Source organism: Arthrobacter sp. B1I2 (assembly GCF_030816485.1).
GTDB lineage: Bacteria > Actinomycetota > Actinomycetes > Actinomycetales > Micrococcaceae > Arthrobacter.
The window spans coordinates 3891575-3909560 of record NZ_JAUSYC010000001.1; the positions used below are offsets into that span (position 1 = coordinate 3891575).

At 66.9% G+C, this 17986-nt stretch carries 5 protein-coding genes and 1 pseudogene; all 6 read right to left on the reverse strand.

All coding sequences use genetic code 11. The features are described from left to right. Positions 1 to 222: 222 nt before the first annotated feature. Positions 223 to 303 (reverse strand): annotated as a pseudogene (locus QFZ57_RS21635) (zinc-ribbon domain-containing protein); the annotation flags it as partial. Continuing rightward, positions 300 to 2912: a transglutaminase-like domain-containing protein gene (locus QFZ57_RS18135; protein ID WP_306901178.1), complete on the reverse strand. Its 2613-nt coding sequence runs from the start codon at positions 2910 to 2912 to the stop codon at positions 300 to 302. The gene QFZ57_RS18135 and the pseudogene QFZ57_RS21635, both read right to left, overlap by 4 nt. Then, a complete protein-coding gene (locus tag QFZ57_RS18140; protein ID WP_306901179.1) occupies positions 2909 to 4252 on the reverse strand; it encodes a DUF58 domain-containing protein in 1344 nt (447 codons plus the stop codon). Before QFZ57_RS18140 ends, QFZ57_RS18135 begins: the two co-directional genes overlap by 4 nt. 97 nt (positions 4253 to 4349) lie before the next feature. Next, positions 4350 to 5321, reverse strand: a complete 972-nt coding sequence (locus QFZ57_RS18145) for an AAA family ATPase (protein WP_306901180.1) — start codon at positions 5319 to 5321, stop codon at positions 4350 to 4352. Between the two features lie 80 nt (positions 5322 to 5401). Beyond that, entirely contained in the window at positions 5402 to 11512 is a 6111-nt protein-coding gene (locus tag QFZ57_RS18150) for an Ig-like domain-containing protein (RefSeq protein ID WP_306901182.1), read from the reverse strand. 166 nt (positions 11513 to 11678) lie between these two features. After that, positions 11679 to 17852, reverse strand: coding sequence for an Ig-like domain-containing protein (locus QFZ57_RS18155; protein ID WP_441296746.1), 6174 nt, complete (start codon positions 17850 to 17852; stop codon positions 11679 to 11681). Positions 17853 to 17986: the final 134 nt, after the last annotated feature.

Consider the following 17986-nt stretch of genomic DNA (forward strand, 5'->3'; position numbering starts at 1 on the left):
CCCGGTGCCCGTGTGCAGGCTACCCCTGCGCAAAGGACCGGCGTGCGCGCTGCCCGTAAGTGCGGTGCCCGCCGGCACTCCTGCCGGGGGCCTTTCTACTATCGGGATAGTACCGGGAATCCCGGGCGCGTGCGCGGGGCGCGCTTGCCCGGGATCGTTGCCGCCGTGGTCCACGGGAAGGTCCGGGGTGCGGGGGCGGCGCGCCGCCCGGTTGGACAGCGGCGCGCCGCAGGCCGTGCAAAAGGTGGCACCCGCGCGGATGTGCTGTTGGCAGTGCGGGCAACGTTCGGCGTCAGAGGTCACTGCCGGCCCGGTCCTTGCTGGATTGAGCCTGGCCCATCTGTGCCTTGCCCGGCCGAGCCTTGCCGGCTTGAGCCTGGCGCGGCGGGTTCCTGCGGTTCGGTGCCCGGGACCGGCGCGTCAACAGTGCCGGCAGCACGGCGGCGGCGCGCGGCAATGAACGCGGGTACCGCCGGCAACGCCAGGCGGCCGCCGCGCAGCCGCAGCCCGTTGCCGGAGTTCATGGCGGTCCGGGCGTCGGCGAGCAGCGAGCGGGGCGAGAACCGTGCCTGCTGCCGGCGCCAGAACCCCATGCCGGAGGTCATCTCCTTCAGCGAACCATCAACGATGGTCCAGTACTCGCGGACTTCGTCCTCGGTGGGCTCCCCGGCGCCGAAGATCGAGGCGTCGGCCCGGCGCGCCAGCATGGTGGTAGTCCCCTGGGTTGCAGGGAACGCGTCGGCCAGGACCGCAGCGCTTTCGCGCCGCGTCGAGCGGGTGTCGACGGCGGCACCCAGGTCGGTCGCGAGGCTCACCACCTCGTTCCAGCCTCCGCCCACACGCTGGGCCGGGTGCCCGTCGCGGAAACGCGACTTCCGCCGTCGCGCCTTCAACAGGGCAATCAGCAACAGCGGCAGGCCCAGGACCACCAGCGGGATCGCGGCGACGCCCAGCGCGCCCAGGAGGGCACCCCAGAACAGCCACGGGTTGTTCTTCTTCTGGTCCGCGTCCAGTGCGTCCGGCGAGGAATCCGGCGGCAGGTCTGCCGGCTCCTGCGGCGGGGGCGGCGGCTGCAGCACCTGCGGCTTGGGCTTGGACTTGTTCTCGGGGTCCGGCGGGATGGGGATGTTGTCCTTGGGCGGGGTGGGATCAAAGCTGACCCAGCCCACCCGCTCAAATGCGACCTCCACCCAGGCGTGGACGTCCTTTCCGGTGATCTTCACCTCGCCGGCGCCGTTCTCCGGGCTGGTGGGCTCAGGGTAGAAACCCATCACCACGCGGGATGGGATGCCCAGGTGCCGGAGCATCAGGGACATGGCCACCGCGTACTGCTCGTCGTCACCGAGCATCTGCTTGGCGGTCAGCAGGTTGCGGATCCGGGCGGAGCCGTGGCCGGAAACGCTGGGCAGCTGCCCCTCGCTCACGAGTCCGTTACTGAAGGCTCCCGTCTTCTGGAAGTGCGCCTCGATCTGGCGCACCCGGTCGATCGCGGTGGGGGCATCGGCGGACAGGTCGTTGGCCTGGGAACCCACTACCGGCGGAACTTCAAGAGGTGCGGGAAGCGAGATCCTGGCGAAGTCATACTGCGTCAACTGGCCATGCTCGAGTTTGACCGGGTCCGAGACCTGCACCGTGTAGGAGTCGCCGCGGGAGAGTCCGTTGGTGGTGACGGCGGTGTCCGTTCCCGGGTTGAAGTAGAGGCCTGCGGCGGCGGCGGAGCCGGACTGGTCAAAGCTGATGCCGGTGGTCTTGCGGCCGCCGGGAACGAAGAAGCCCTGGTAGTCCTCGACATTGATGCCGATCGAGTAGTCCTTGGTGGGCACTACCCCGGAGGTGTCGGCGAGCGTGTTGATGGACTTGGCGTCGCCCACCTTGCTGAAGTTCCCGGAGCTGTTGGGGTCCATGTTGTAGTTGGTGCCGTTGAAGGCGTCCAGGGCACCGAGGCGCACCCGCCCGTCCCGCGGGAGCCCCTTGACCACGAACAGGGTGTCGTCCTTCTGGTCCTTGACGTAGGTCCGGAAACTGGCCAGCGGTGTGATGTAGTCCTTGGGATCAAACGGCGGTACCACCACGTTCCGCAGGACTTTGCGGTCCTCGCCGGCACTGACCAGCGGTGCGGCCACGGCGGTGATTCCCACGCTGACGGCGATCACTCCGGCGGCCATTCCCAACCGGCGGATCCTGGCCCGGCGTGTGGTTGCGCTGTCCGTCTGCGGGTTGTTGACGGCCACCCTCCGGGTGCTGTTCCGCCGCAGGGCATCCCGGCGGAAGGTTGCCCACGCGATGCCGAGCACGGTCAAGCCGACGCCACGTTCGAGGGTCAGGAACGCCGCGTTGGTGCTGAAGGCGATGCCGGTGACGAACAGGACCAGCACCGGCAGGAGGGGCAGGTATGGGCTGCGGAGCCGCCAGGTCAGGAGTGCGGCCACGAGTGCCGTGACCAGCGAGCTGAGGAAGGGGACGATGAGCACGCCGCCGGCAGTTCCCACCGGCACGCCGACCGTGAGCATGTCCTTCCAGGCAAACACGACGCCCAGGAGCAGGATCCGCAGCGAGTCCAGGGTGGGGACGAACCCCGCGATGGCGGAGTCCGGCACGGCAAGCCAGGTCCCGAACACCAGGTAGGCGGCGAAGGCCAGGGCCGTGGTGATCAGCAGCCCCAGGCGCAGGTGGGCATTGGCTGCGCCGATGGCAAGGCCCAGGATGATGCCGCCGAACCCGGACAGCAGGTAGTACGGGTCACCGCCGAAGCTTAGGCCGAAACCGAGCAGGCCCAGGCCCAGCAGGACCACCAGGGCTCCGGCGTCGAGCAGGAAATGCCACAGGGGCTGGCCGTTGGAGAACGCCGAATCCGGGGCGGCGGCTTTGCGGCGGGTACGGGTTTGCGGGGACCGGCCCGGTGCGGTACTCATGCGGCGGCCTTTCTCAGCACGATGGCAAGGTCGGCCAGGTCGCCGAGCGTCAGGACAGTAAGGTCTGCGATGTTGGCCCTGGTGGGCGCTGCACCGGCTTCCACCCGCACCGCGAGGCTGCGCACGCCGGGCGGGACGGAGGCGGCAGCCGAGCGGAGCTGGGTGGCGGTCACGTTGCTGCCCACCACGAAGAAGACCACGGAGGCGTTGGGCACGGTGTCAGCCAGGGTCCTGGCGAGGTCGACGGCGGTGCGGCGCATCGGGGTGCCGACGATCCGGGTCATGTCATCGAGCATGTTGCGGCCGGTTTCGCAGCGGAGCGGGCCTTTTTGTGTGAGCACATCCAGTTCACGCTGTTCGCGGATTGCCTGCCTGCCGATGGAGGCAGCCACCGAAATGGCCATCTCGAACTCGTTTTCGGAGGCGAATTCGTCGGTGTTGATGGACAGCGAGATAGCCAGGTGGGCGCGGCGGGTTTCTTCGAACTGGCGCACCATCAGTTTGTTGGTCCGGGCTGTGGTCTTCCAGTGGATGTGCCTGCGGTCGTCGCCCGGCACGTATTCGCGCAGGGCGTGGAAGGAGACGTCGGCGCTGGAGAGGTCCGTGGTTGGCATGCCTTCGAGGTCGCGGATGAAGCCGGCGGCGGAACCGGCCAGGGCCACGGTCCGGGGGTGGACGAAGAGGTCCTCCGGCTCGGTCCAGAGGACCTGGCGGCGGAGCAGGTGCAGGGGGTCGGCCCGCACTGAGCGGACCGGCCCCACCACGATGACGGCGCGCCGCGCCGTGGGAATGGTGAACAGGTCCTCATGGACCTGGCCGGGCTTCATCCGGGGCAGGTGGAAGACGGCCGTGGTGCTGCCCACCGGCAGTTCCAAGGCGGCCGGCAGCAGCGGCCGTGCGGACGTATTGGAGACGGCAATGCTGCCGACGGCGCTGTCCCCCACCGCCACCCGGGTGCGGGCGAGGTCCAGCACCACTCCGTACGAGGACCGGCCCAGGATGAACGCCACCGCGATCACGAACATGGTGAATGCCGCGATAGCCGCAGCCGTTGCTTCCTGCCAGCCAAAGGCCTGGCCGGTGGTCCAGAGCAGGATCGCGGCGGCCAGGACGGACCAGCCCAGGATGCTGACCACGGAAAGTACCGGCCAGGCGTACTTCAGCCAGTAGCCGCGGACCGCCCGCCAGGCGGGTGCCACGGCGAGCAGGGCCGTGGTACTGGCCTCGGACCAGACTGCTGCGGGGTGCAGGCGGGTGGGGCGGCCGCTCCGGTGGAACGGTTGCTGGAGTCGCTGCGCGAGCCGGGTCAACGGGGTGCCGCTGGACGTGCCGTCCGACATATGGATGTGCCTTCGTTGTTGCGCTGGAATGGAATCTGTTGTGCCGTGCTGTGCTGTGGTGCGGCGCGATTGGTGCTGCGCGGGGCCCGGCCGCGGTTCAGGCGTTGGTGCGCTGCTGCGGGGCGGCGACGTCGGCCAGGATCCTGGTCAGTACGGCCTCGGGGGTGGCGCCGGAGAACTCGGCTTCCGGGTCCATCACGAACCGGTGGGTCCACACCACGGGTGCCAGTTCCTTGATGTCATCCGGCAGGACGAAGTTTCTGCCCTGGGCGGCGGCCCAGACCTTGGCTGCCCGGACCATGGCCAGGGCACCCCGGACGGAGACGCCCAGCCTGGTTTCCGGAGCGCTGCGGGTCTCCTCGCACAGCCGGGAGATGTATTCCAGCACCGCGGTGTCCACATGCGCGGTGGCGGCGAGATCGGCCATGTCCGCCACCGCCTCGGTGGTGATGACGGCCGACAGTTCCTTGGAACGGTCCCTGAGGTTGTTACCGCCCAGGAGCCGGACCGTGGAGGCGTGGTCCGGGTAGCCGATGGAGGTCTTGATGAGGAAGCGGTCCAGCTGGGCTTCGGGCAGGCGGTAGGTGCCGGCCTGCTCGATCGGGTTCTGGGTGGCCATGACCATGAAGGGCCGGCCGGCGGAGTAGGTGACTCCGTCCACGGTGACCCGGGATTCCTCCATGACCTCCAGCAGCGCGGACTGTGTCTTGGGCGAGGCGCGGTTGATTTCATCGGCCAGGACGATGTTGTTGAAGATGGGGCCCTTGTGGAACTCGAACTTCTGCGTTTTCTGGTCGTAGATGGTCACACCGGTGACGTCCGACGGCAGCAGGTCGGGCGTGAACTGGATGCGGTTGTTGGAGCCCTGCACCGTCGCGGCGAGGGCCCGGGCCAGGGAGGTCTTTCCCGTGCCCGGGGCATCCTCGAACAGGACGTGGCCCTCGGCCATCATGGCGGTGAAGGTAAGCCGGATGACGTGTTCCTTGCCCAGCACCGCCTGCCCTACGTTGGCAACCAGCTTTTCGAATGTGTCGGCAAACCACTCGGCCTGCTCGATGGTCATGGTCATGATGTTGGCTTCCTTCTGATGGGTCGAAATTCTGTGCCGGCCCGGGCTGTCCGGGCCTTCGTTGAGTTGGTGGTGCTGCCCTACTTGTTCGGCATCCCTGGAGGCGGGTTGCACCCGACGTTGGAGGTATCGCAGCGGAGCCAGTTGCCCTTGGCCATTCCTTCGCTCAGGTGGTACCAGATACCGCTGGGATTGTTCGAGGTCTTGTACCAGACCTGGTAGCGGTCGGACCGGGAGTAGGCGCCGGCGTCGAGCCAAATGCCCTCACCCGTGCACTGTGACGGGTTGCCTGCAACGAAACTGTCCGTACCCTTTCGCGGTTCGGTGCAGCTGCGCACCGGGCTGGCCGTGACGTTCCAGTCCGTGGGCGGCGGCGGGGTGTTGTCTGGACCGGAGGTTGACGTAGCTGGTCCGCCAATCGCTCCGTCCACGATTGTTACGGCTTTGACGCGCAACCTGTGGCTCTGGTTCCATCCACCGGCGCCGGCGTCGAAGCTGGTGGCCTTGCCCACGTTCTGCCAGCCACCGCCGTCCATGCTCACCTCATAGTGGTTCAGCGGCCGACCATTCGTGCTGGGGTTATTCCAGGTCCAGTGCACCTGGCCGTCGCCCTTGGCCGACGTAATACCATTCACGTTGGGGGCATTGGCCGGCCCATACGGGTTTCCCGTGCCGATGGCCTTGGCATCGCCGGACATGTTGTTCTTGGTGGAGGTCGCAACGATGGTGACGGTGATGTCCCTGCCGTTGGTCATGCCGCCGATGATTCCTCCCCCGGCCTTGATGGCCCCGGTCCTGCCGTCGGCGTTGTAGGAGTAGGCAATCTCGGTGGCGGTGGACCCGTTACGCTGCGCGTCATTCAGCGGCGTGAACGTAACCTCAAGCTGGCCGCTGGTTCCCGTCTCCTTCACCGTCCCGCCGTTGACCTGGCCCGGCTTGCCCGCTGCCCGGATGGGAGCCGACGGGGCACTGGTTCCACTGGTGCCGGCCTTGTTCGTGGCCGACACCGTGAAGGTGTAGTTGGCTTCCGAGTTGTCCACAGTGACGTTCTGCGAAGTGCCGGAGACCGGCTGGCTCGACACCGCAGCGCCGCCCCGGAGCGTGGTCAGCGTGTATGAGGACACGGGATCACCATTGTTGTTCGGCGCCGTCCAGACCACCCGCAGCTGGCTTTGGGAACCAACCGGCGTTGCCTGGGCAACGCTCGGTGCAGCAGGAGTCGCGGGAACGCCAGCAGGTACTTCGGCCGCAGAATAAGGGCTCCACTCGGACGGGTCCTTGGCGTCGTTTCGGGCCAGGACCCGGACCTTGTAGGAGACGCCGTTCTGCAGGCCCTTCCAGACATAGCTCACGGAGGTCAGGTTCTGGATCTGGGCGTTCTGCCCGGCAGGCGCCGGTGAAATTTCCAGGTCGTAGGACTTCACCGGGGAGCCCTTGCTGGCCGGGGCGGTCCAGTTGACCGTCAGCTGCTTGTCGCCGAACTTCAGCGACGGCGCCAGCGGCGTATCCGGCTTCACGTCCGGGCGCACATCGGCCGAGGCCGGCGACCGGTCGGACTCGCCGAACTCATTCGTGGCCGTCACCTGGAAGTGGTAGGTGGTGTTGTTGGTCAGGCCGTTCAGGGTGCAGGTGTTGGCGGGGCAGTCCTGCCGGAACCCGCCCTCCCCGTACACGGTGTACTTGGTGATGGCCGAACCCCTGTCCGCCGGCGCGGACCAGTTCAGCAGCGCGGTTTGATTGCCCACGCTTTGCGCCTGCGGTGTGGTGGGTGCCGCAGGCTTGTCCTTGACGGTGAGCCGGACACGCGCAGTTGCGTGGCGGGACGGGTCACCTGTCTTGTCCTCCACCGTGTAGGCGACCACCAGGGTCCCAGTGAAGCCGGGAGCGGGAGTGACGGTGACCGAGTCCCCATTGACGCCCACATTGCCGCTGCCTGTTTCGGTATTGGCGGCGATGATCTTCAGCGCTGTTTCGGGGAACGGGTTGGCATCGTTGGCCAGGACGTTGATGGTGACCGGTTTGCCGGCGGCGGCGTTGGCTTCCGCGTCGTCGTTGGCCACGGGCTTGGGCCGGTTGGAGGCCGTCACCGCAAGCTGGTACGTTGCCGTGGCTTCGAGGCCCCGGGGGTCCGTCGCCTTGACCTGCACGGCAGCCCTGGTTCCCGTGGCGGTGGAGTCCGCCGCCGAAGCCTTCAGCGTCTTGCCGTCGATGCGTGCATTGAAGCCGCCGGGAGAATCGCCCACCAGTTCATACTTCATCTTCTCCACGTCGTCCTGGTCGGGATCCGAGGTCAGCTTTCCAAGGTCGGTGCTGGCCGAGTCACCCTTCGGCACATCCATGGTCGCGCCAAGCAGTTCCGGCGGGTTGTTCTTGTTGGGATCCGGGAGGACCTTGGTACGGATGCTCAAGGTGGACTTCAGGCCGGCAGGATCGTCCGGCCCGGTCCCGTCGGTCACCTCGAAGGTGAGCGAGCCGGGGCCCACATAGTCGGCAGCTGCCGTGTACTTCAGACCGGTGCCGTCGTTCGTTACCGGGTTGGCGCCATCGGCGCCGATGAGCTTGATGCGGTCCGCCTGGGTCAGGCGGGGCGACCGTCCTTCCCGTACCTTGACCCATTCCTTCAGGTCGACGTCGACGGACTTCCCGGCGACCACCTCGAGGACTTCGTCCTTTGCCAGGGTGGGAACCTGCTGGCCCAGGCCCGGCACCCAGATGATGGCCGTGGACTGCTGGCCGTCCACGTCTTCCACGGCGTACGGGATGAGTTGGGGCTGTTCGGTGAGGTCCACCAGCACGTTGCCGTTGCCGCCGGGGCGTGCCGTGGTGGCTTCGGTGCCGATCTTCAGGTTCTCGCCCACGCCGTCGGGGTCCTCGTCATTCTTGAGGACAGGAACGTCCACGGCCGTCTTGCCCATGGCCTGCGCCGAGGTCACCCTGTCATCGCGCGCAATCGGCGCCTTCAGGGGTACCTCATTGTCAACCACCAGGCGGATGGTGGCCTGTGCGGTGGCGTCCCGGTCATCGGCGATGGTGTAGCGGACGTTGACGGTTCCTGCCTCGTTCGGCGCCAACATGATAATGCGGCCGCTGTTCCTGCTGACGGTGGCCTGGAGGGCCGGATCGGCCTCGATGCCGTCGGTCAGGATGCGGATGCGGTCGCCGTCGGGATCCGTGTCGTTGGCAGTCGCGTCCACGGCGATCTGCCGGCCCGGGCGCACCCGGACCTCGTCATCCACCGGGGTGGGCTTCTGGTTCATCTCGCCGCGCGGCGCGACGCCCACGGTCACGGTTCCCGTGTTGACGGCGCCCTGGCGGTCCACCACCTTGTAGCGGAAGGTATCGGTACCGGCGCCGTCCCCCGCAGCGGTGAAGTCGATGAAGTTGCTTCCCACTGTGGCGGTTCCCATGGCAGGGGTGCTGTCGATGCCGGTCAACTGCACGGAGTCGCCGTCGGGATCGATGCCGTCGAGGGGAACCGGGATCCGGACGGTGCCGGCTGCCACCACGCGGGCGGTGAGGTTCCGCGGCTGGGGCCGGGAGTTCTCGGCACCTTCCAGCGGGAGGATGTGGATGGTCACCGCGGCAGCGCTCTTCTGGCCCTGCGGATCCACCGCGTTGTAGATGGCGCGCACGGTCTTGGGCTGGCTGCCCGCAATGAAGCGGAGGGTGTTCTCGGAGACGAAGCTTTTGCCATCGGCCGGATCCACCGGCTGGGGCAATACGGGGTCAACGGTCAGTTCCAGTCCCTGCGGGTGGGTGTCGTTGTCCAGGACCGGGATGGTGACGACGTCGTTGACGCGGACATTCACCTCATCCGGTTTGGGCTGCGGCGCCTCCACTACGGCTGGAGCCGGGACAGGCACCACGGACACGCTGCCGGTGGCCGACTTTTTGCCGTTGGACATGGTGTATTCGAACAGGATGGGGTCCTTGGTTCCAAGGATGTCGGTGATCCTCAGGACACCGTGGTTGATCACGCTGACAGACACCGGAGCGTTGTCCGGGAGCTTGACCGACTGCAGCACCAGGACCCCGCCGGAGGGGTCGGAGTCGTTGGCCAGGGGGTCCAGCAGCACGCTGCCCCCGGTGGGCATGAGCGCCACGTCGTGGACGGCCACGGGCTCGCCGCCGTCGTTGCCGGATTCAACGTCGACGCGGATCAACCCCTGGCTGCTTTGCGGGCCGTTGCTGGCAATGTAGGTGAGGTAGACCGGGCCGGGCGTGCTGCTGCGGAAGGTGACGGTGCCGCCGTCGGTGACGGGGCCCAGCTCGGCGGGACCGTTGGCCTCCACCTGGGCCAGCCGGAGGGCACCGCCGTTGGGGTCGACGTCGTTCTTCAACGGGGAGATGACCAGGTCCTGGCCCACGACGGCGGTGACGTGGTCGGCATTGACCACGGGCGCCAGGGCGCCGGGCGGCTGGACGTTGACCACTACCTTGCCGGTGACCGTGGCGCGGCCGTCCCAGATGGTGACCTGGACGTTCTTCTTGCCGGCGGTTGCGCCGGAATCCTGGAAGGTGAGCAGGCCGTCGCGCCGCACCTTAACCTGGTCCTGGTCGTTGTCGGCCTTGGCGTCGAGGAGCACAAGGTCGTCGCCGTCGGGGTCGATCCAGTCGGTGAGGATGTTCTGGCTGACGGTTTTGCCCTGTTCCACCAGCATGGTGGTGTCTTCGCCGCGCTTGAACTTCGGCGGCTTGTTCTCGTCCGGTCCCACCACGCTGAGGGTGACCTGGCCGGTGGCGGACAGGCCGCGCCCGTCCGAGGCACTGTAGTTGAAGGTCTCCGTGCCGGGCTTGGCATCCGCGGGGACGGTGATCTGGAATGCGGTGCCGCCGTAGATGTTTTCCAGCGTGCCGGACTTGGGTCCTGCGTCCCCCACTGCGGCCGTAAGGACGTCGCCGTCGGGGTCGGAGTCGTTGTCCAGGACGCTGAGGATGGTGGTCCGGCCGGGGCGCACGCCGACGGCGTCGGGCTTGGTTTCCGGCGGCCGGTTGGGTTTAGTGCGGTCCGGCAGGACGTTGATGGTGTTGTTGTCCGCCGATTCCTGGTCCTGGTCATCGGATTCGTTCTTGGGCGGGATGACGTCGTCCCAGTTGTTGACCAGCTGCATGTTCTGGTTCACCAGCCACACATTCCCCGAATTCACATCGTTCAGGACCACCAGGTCCCGGTTCACCCGGAAAACATACGACGGCGACGCACTCGCCTTGGGCACGTCCACGTTCTTATCGTCCCCGTCATTAACGCAGTCCCGGACGTACTTGTTCGCACCCGACCACGCCGCATGCACACACCCGCCCAACTGCACCGGAGCCGCCGGAACACCCTCACCGTCAAAGGTCACCGTCTTCGCCGTGCCACCATCAAGAGGCTGCTTCAACAACGCCCTCCGCGTCGCAACAGCCACCACATCACTGCCCGGCCCCGCCTGCTGCAACTTCGCATCCCGCGCGTTCTCCAACGCCAACCGCTTACCACCCGGCAGAAACAGGCTCCCGGCCGCAGCATCCAGAACCACCGGCTTATCCCCCACCACCGTGACCTGCAAATCCCCCGCACCCTTAAGCCCATCCCACGTGCTGGACTCCGAAGACACCACCGCCCCGTCCGCATCCACACCCGTCACCGTCACCACCCCGGACTTCGGATCCACCGAATAAATCCGGTCATCAGAACCCACCGCCGAGACAATTCCCTCAGAGCCCACCATCACCGGCTCCGACGCTTCCTTATCAAAACCATTCACCGTGGACGGAGACACCGCCCACACCTTCCCCGACCCAGCATCCGTCACCGAAATCGTCCGCGCACCAAAACTCACATCAGCAGCCCCCGGCAACTGCTTATCCCCACCCAAACGCATATTCGCCGGCGACACCTGGTTCAACGTCGAACCAGTCTCATCATCAACAAACACCTCACCGGCATGCTGCAACACATCAAACGTCGTCGACGCCGGCGTCACCGCACCATCCAACACCCGCGACGGATAATTCAACCGCCCCACAGCATTCTTCGACTTCGACACCACCCACACGCCACCGTCGTTCAACTCCACCTCAGTGGTCTTAAACCCCGGATACAACACCGCACCCGTCACCACAACAGCCACCACAGCACCAAACGCAGTACCCGCAGCGGCCTTCTTATGTCGCCTTTTCAGCCCAAGCTTCCCCAGCAGAGTTGTCACAGCGTGTTTTCCCCCAGATTGTGTTGCCGGATGACCGTCTGTTCGCAGGACTGGCAGCAGGCTTTCTTTCCCCCGGGCAAGCGTACCGAAGCCCTGCAACCCCCGCGATGGGGAGCAGTACCCAGCAAGGGTCCCCGGCGGGGCGGGTGCCCCGGTACCCCGGCGGCTATGGCGTTGCCCCTGTGGGGAAGGTGCACAGCGGAACCCCGCTTTGCGCGGGCGAGCCCAGCGTCGTGTGCAGCGACTGGATCCAGCGCGTGGCGTTCGGCGAGCCGCGCATGATGTAGTACCACTGGCCGTCGCCGCTGTACGTGGTGCCGTGGGGCTTCCAGCACATGACGTCGAAGGTGTCCAGGTGGGACATCCACGGCCGGTCGTAGCCGCCTTGCCCGTCACAGGTATTCCTCGCCGGGTCGTAGGAGGTGGCCCCGGGCAGGTCTGTGCAGCTGCGGTCCATCCCGGAACCAAGCCGGGTAGTCCACCGTGTCTTGGCCGCTCCTGATTGCGCGGAGGCCGAGGCAAGAGGGCCGCCGGTGCCGCGCGAGTTGACGGTCTGGACGTCGATTGAATGCCGCTCGCTGAAGCCGCCGGTGTTGATGGTGCGGCTGCCGGAGGCCGCCACCCGTTCCCAGCCCCCGCCGTCGATCCGGATCTGGGTGTAGGCGATGTCGTGGCTTCCCGCGGCCGGGGACGCCCAGCTCAGGGTCAGGTTCTTCTGGTTTTCGGCGCCGTCCGTGCCGGATGCCGACGGTGTGCCGGGTGAACCGTACGGGTTGGCGGTGGCCGGAGTACTGGCGTCTGAGCTCGGCGCGACGGCGGAGTTCGCCACCACGGTGATGGCGGTGGCGTCGCCGTTGGTGAAGCCGCCTACGGTCTGTCCGGGCCTGATGGGCCCGGTTTGGCCGGTGCTGGCCCGGTAGGTGTAACTGACTTCGGTGTACGTTGAGCCGTTGCGTTCGGCGTCGGTGAGCTCGCGGAAGTTGATGGTGACGGAGCGGCCCGCCCCGCCGGTGTTGGCTTCCGTGGCGCTCACGCCGGAGACCTGCGCGAGCTTGCCGGTGGCGCGGCGCGGAGCCGACGCAGCACTGACCGCGCCCTTGCCTGCCTTGTTCTCCGCCTGGACGGTAAAGGTGTAGGAAGCTTCGGAATTGTTGGCGGTGAAGTTGGCAGTCCGGACGGTGCCGGCCACCACCTGGGTTTGGTCCGCCCCGCCTCCGCCGCTCATGGTGACGTAGTAGTTCCTGATGGCGTCACCGTTGGTGTTTGGCTCGTTCCAGTCCACCTTGAGCTGGTTGGAGGTTCCTACGGAGGACGCCACCGACGACGTCGGAGCCCCGGGAGCGGCGGGAACACCGGCAGGATTGTCCTCGGCTGAGTACTGGCCCCAGTCGGAAGGCCCCAGCTCGTTGACTGCCTGGGCGCGCACCTTGTAGCGCACGCCGTTGGTCAGCCCGGTCCAGGTGTAGCTCAGCCCGGTCACACCGTTCTTGACCGCTGCCCCGTTGGCCGGGGGCGGCGAGATCTCCAGGTTGTAGTTCTTGACCGCGGATCCCTCGGTCCTGGCAGCCGGCCAGGTGATTTCCATGTTCTTATCACCGGCTTTGACTGTCGGGGCTTCCGGCGGCGACGGCTTTTCGTCGGGCCGGATTTCATTCGAGGCCGGCGAGGGATCGGATTCGTTGACTTCGTTCGTGGCGGTGACGGTGAAGACATACTTCACGTCGTTGGTGAGTCCAGTCAGCGTGCAGGTGGTGGTGGCGCACCCCTGGCTGAAGCCGCCCGCAGAGTGCACGGTGTACTTGGTGATGGCCGCGCCGTTGTCCGACGGCGGTGCCCATTTGAGCACGGCCGTCCGGCTGCGGACCTCCGTTGCCGTGGGCGCGGACGGCGCGTCCGGCCGGTCCCGGACGGTGATCCGGACCCGGCCGTCGGTCTGCCGGGAAACATCTTCTGTCTTGTCCATGATGGTGTAGCGCACCACCATCACGCCCTTGAACCCGCTGGCCGGCGTGACGGTGATCGAGTCGCCTGAGACCGCCGGCTGCCCGGCGGCCGAGCCGGTTTCCACGGTGGCGGTGGTGATCCGCAGCGGTGTCTCCGGGAACGGGTTGAAATCATTGGCAAGCACGTTGATGGTCTCGGACTTGCCCGCGTTGGCCTTTTCCACCACGTCGTCGTTCGCCGCGGGCAGCGGCCGGTTGGAGGCCACCACGGTGGCGGTGACGGTGGCCCGGGCCGGTTCGGAGCGGCCATCGGTGACCTTGAGCGGAATGCTGCCCTTCCAGCCAGCGGCTTTGCTGGTGTCCGGCGTCACTTTCAAGACTGCGTTGTCCACGCTGGCCCTGAAGCCTTCCGGCAAGGCGCCGTCCACTTCGAACTTGAGCTTGTCCTGATCGCCGGCGTCCACGTCCTTGGCCAGGTTTGCCAGCTCCAACGTGGCGGATTCGCCCGCAGGCACGTCGAGGGTGGTGCCGCTGAAGGTGGGCGGGTGGTTGGCGTTGGGGTCCGGGAGGACCTTGGTGATGATGCTGAGGGTGGATTTGAGCCCGGCGGGATCGTCCGGTCCTGCGCCGTCGGTCACTTCGAAGGTGACGGAGCCGGGACCCACGTAGTCCTTGAGGGCGGCATAGCGCAGGGCGTTGCCGTTCCCGGCCACCACGTTCTCCGGTGCTGCGCCCAGGACGCGGACCTTGTCCACCTGGGTGATCCGCGGTGTGCGCCCCTCCCGCACCCGGACATAATCGGCCAGTTCCAGGTTGATTTCCTTGCCGGACATGACCTCGACGACGTCGGTCCTGGCCAGGGTGGGGTGTTGTTCGCCCTGCCCCGGAACCCAGATGACCGCCGTCGCGCTTTGCCCGTCAACGTCGGTGACCGTGTAAGGGACCAGCTGGTCGGCCGGCCCGAGCGTGACCCGGACGGTGCCGTCCCCGGTGACGCGGGCGTTGGGGTTGCCGTCGGGAAGGCCGATCTTCAGTTCGGAGGCCACGCCGTCGGGGTCGGCATCGTTCTTGAGGACCGGCACGTCGACGGCGGACTTTCCCAGCGTTTCTGCCTGGCTGACCACGTCGTCCTTGGCAACCGGAATCTTCAGCGCGGCGTCGGGGCTGACCTTCACCCGGATCACGGCCCCTGCCTGGGCTTTCTTGTCGTCCTGGATCTTGTAGCTGACGCTCTCGTTGCCGGCGGCGTTCGGGGCCGTGAGCAGGACCTTTCCGCCCTCGACTGCCTCGACGGCGAGGTCGGCGCGGGCTTCGAAGCCGTTGGACACCAGGGTGATGGGGTCACCGTCCGGGTCCGAATCGTTGGTGAGGGCGTCGACGGCGATCTTCCGGCCGGGGCGGACGTCCACGGCGTCGTCGATGGCGATCGGTTTCTGGTTGCTGGCTTCCGCCGGTGCGATGCCGACGATCACGGTGCCGGTGTTTTCGGCCCCGATGCGGTCCCGGACACGGTAGGTGAAAGTATCCGTGCCCGCCGCGTCGCCGGCGGCGGTGAATTCAAGGTAGCCGTCCCTGACCAGGGCGGTTCCCATCGCAGGGGCCTTGTCCACCCCGGTCAGCTGGACGGAGTCGCCGTCGGCGTCCACGCCGTCCAGGGGCACGGGGATGCGGACGGTCATGCCGGCAACCACGCGTGCGGTGAGGTTCTTCGGTTCCGGCCGGGTGTTGAGCTGGTCGTCGCGGGCCCGGATCCGGATGGTCACCTGCTGGGAGTCTGACTGGCCGGACTCGTTGGTGACCTTGTAGATCGCGTAGACAGTCTTGGGCACGGCACCGGCGATGAAGCGTACCGATCCGCCCGACGTGAAGATGCGCCCGTCCGCAGGGTCGGGTTGCTGCGCCAACTGGGGTTCAAGGGTGAGCTTGCCGCCGTTGGGGTCGGTGTCGTTGGCCAGCACCGGGATGGTGACGACGTCGCCGGCACGGACGGTGGCCTCGTCCGGTTTCGCCTGCGGCGCCTGCAGTTTGGCCGGCGCGGGGACCACCAGCACGGCGATCTCACCGGTGGCCGAGGCTTTGCCGTTGGAGATGGTGTACTTGACGGTCAGCTGTCCCTGGGCCCGGATGTCGGTGATCCGCACAACGGAATGGTCAAGCACGGAGACGCTGAGCGGCAGCCCGTCCGCGGCCGTCACGGACTGGACCACCAGCACGCCGCCCGAGGGGTCGGAGTCGTTGCCGAGGACGTCCACCAGCACGCTGCCGCCGCTGGGCAGCAGCGCCGTGTCACGGACGGCCACCGGGGCGCCGTCACCGCTGCCGGGCACGACGTCGACACGCACCAGCTGCTGGGCGCTGGCCGGTCCGTTGGTGGCCAGGTAGGTGACGTAGTGCGCGCCCTCGGCGGTGGAATTGAACGTAAAGGTTTGCTGGTCCGCGCCCATGGTGGCGGTGGAGTTTCCGTCCGGGGTGACCTGCGCGAGCCGCAGTGCCCCGCCCTGCGGGTCTGAGTCGTTTTTCAGCGGAGCGATCACCGTGTCCACCCCGGCGACGGCAACCACGTGGTCCGCGTTGGCGATTGGCGGCAGGGCTCCGGGCGCCCGGACGTCGACGGTGACCTTGCCTTCCGCGGTGGACCGGCCATCCGAGACGGTGACGGTCACGGTTTTACGCACCGGTTCCGCCCCGGAATCCTGGAAGCTGAGCAGTCCGTCCGGCCTGATCCGGACCTGGTCGCGTGGATCGCTGCCGGTGGCGCCGACCACGAACAGGTCGTCGCCGTCGGGGTCGATCCAGTCGGGAAGGATGTTCTGGCTGACCGCCTTCCCGGCCTGGACCACCAGCGTGGTGTTGCGGTTCGGTTTCTGCCGCGGGGCGGAGTTCTCCCCGGGCGGGACGATGTTAAGCGTGACGTCGGCCGAGGCGGAAAGGCCACGGCCGTCGTCGACCGTGTACTTGAATGTTTCCTGCCCCGTCTTGTCGGCGCCGGCACTGATCTGCAGTCCTGTGGCACCGTAGATCGGGGCGATGGGGCCGGACTGGACCGGATCGGGGGTCCGCACGGTGAGGACGTCGCCGTCGGGGTCGGAGTCGTTGTCCAGGACGGGGAGGATGGTGGTCTTTCCGGCGCGCACGCCGAAGGTGTCCGGCTTGGCCACCGGGGCACTGTTGGGTTTGCTGCGGTCCGGCAGGACCGTCTGCTGCACTTCGTCCGCTGAGTCCTTGTCGGCGTCGTCCGAGGTCTGCTGTGGCGGGATGACGTCGTCCCAGTTGTTGACCAGCTGCATGTTCTGGTTCACCAACCACACATTCCCCGAGTTCACATCGTTCAGGACCACCAGGTCCCGGTTCACCCGGAAAACATACGACGGCGACGCACTCGCCTTGGGCACGCCCACGTTCTTATCGTCCCCATCATTAACGCAGTCCCGGACGTACTTGTTCGCACCCGACCACGCCGCATGCACACACCCGCCCAACTGCACCGGAGCCGCCGGTACACCCTCACCGCCAAACGTCACCGTCTTCGCCGTGCCACCATCAAGAGGCTGCTTCAACAACGCCCTCCGCGTCGCAACAGCCACCACATCACTGCCCGGCCCCGCCTGCTGCAACTTCGCATCCCGCGCGTTCTCCAACGCCAACCGCTTACCACCAGGCAGAAACAGGCTCCCGGCCGCAGCATCCAGAACCACCGGCTGATCCCCCACCACCGTGACCTGCAAATCCCCCGCACCCTTAAGCCCATCCCACGTGCTGGACTCCGAAGACACCACCGCCCCGTCCGCGTCCACACCCGTCACCGTCACCACCCCGGACTTCGGATCCACCGAATAAATCCGGTCATCAGAACCCACCGCCGAGACAATCCCCTCAGAGCCCACCATCACCGGCTCCGACGCTTCCTTATCAAAACCATTCACCGTGGACGGAGACACCGCCCACACCTTCCCCGACCCAGCATCCGTCACCGAAATCGTCCGCGCACCAAAACTCACATCAGCAGCCCCCGGCAACTGCTTATCCCCACCCAAACGCATATTCGCCGGCGACACCTGGTTCAACGTCGAACCAGTCTCATCATCAACAAACACCTCACCGGCATGCTGCAACACATCAAACGTCGTCGACGCCGGCGTCACCGCACCATCCAACACCCGCGACGGATAATTCAACCGCCCCACAGCATTCTTCGACTTCGACACCACCCACACGCCACCGTCGTTCAACTCCACCTCAGTGGTCTTAAACCCCGGATACAACACCGCACCCGTCACCACAACAGCCACCACAGCACCAAACGCAGTACCCGCAAACCGCCGTGAGCCCAGGAAGCGCCGTGCGCGGGGTACGCAAGTGGACGGGCTTTCAGCGCGCGTTTGTCCGCGACGGTTCATTGACAGTTTTCCCCCGGTAGATCTCGGCTCTTCGCCGGCAGCCGGCGTCACAGGACCCCGGGCATCACAACGATACCGCGATACGCCAACAAGTGGACAAATTCTTTCGCCCCGTCCGCCAGCCAGCCCCGGGG